Source organism: Streptomyces sp. 4F14 (assembly GCF_048159485.1).
In the GTDB taxonomy this organism is placed as follows: domain Bacteria; phylum Actinomycetota; class Actinomycetes; order Streptomycetales; family Streptomycetaceae; genus Streptomyces.
Map to the genome: position 1 here is coordinate 1 of NZ_JBLRVY010000185.1, position 401 is coordinate 401.

Below are 401 nucleotides of genomic sequence, written 5' to 3' on the forward strand. Positions count from 1 at the left end.
TTCAAGGCCCTCGCCCTCGGCGCGAAGGCGGCCCTCGTCGGACGGCCGTACGCCTATGGGCTCGGCCTCGACGGACAGGCGGGCGTCGAGCACGTCATCCGCTGTCTGCTCGCCGAACTCGACCTCACCCTCGCCCTGTCCGGGCACTCCGGCCCCACCACGGTCGGCCCCGCCGACCTCATCGAGGAATCCGCATGACCACCACCACGAAGAACGTCCTCGCCGTCGTTTCCCCGCACGTCGGCGGCCGTGGCATCGGCGCGGGTCTCGCCACGCTCTTCCCCGAGAACGCGCAGGTCACGGTCGTCGAGACGGCCGACGAGGACCCGGCCGCCCTGCGCGCCGCGCAGGTCGTCATCACCGCGCTCGCCCCGGTGACCGCCGAACACCTCGCCGGAGCA

General features: G+C 72.8%; 1 protein-coding gene and 1 pseudogene. Both read left to right on the top strand.

Annotated elements, in window-relative coordinates; translation table 11 throughout:
• The coding region (locus tag ACLZOT_RS50235; protein WP_416976021.1) for an alpha-hydroxy-acid oxidizing protein at window positions 1-198 on the top strand (198 nt) is incomplete at its 5' end.
• Window positions 195-401, top strand: a pseudogene (locus tag ACLZOT_RS50240) (phosphoglycerate dehydrogenase); the annotation flags it as partial. The gene ACLZOT_RS50235 and the pseudogene ACLZOT_RS50240, both read left to right, overlap by 4 nt.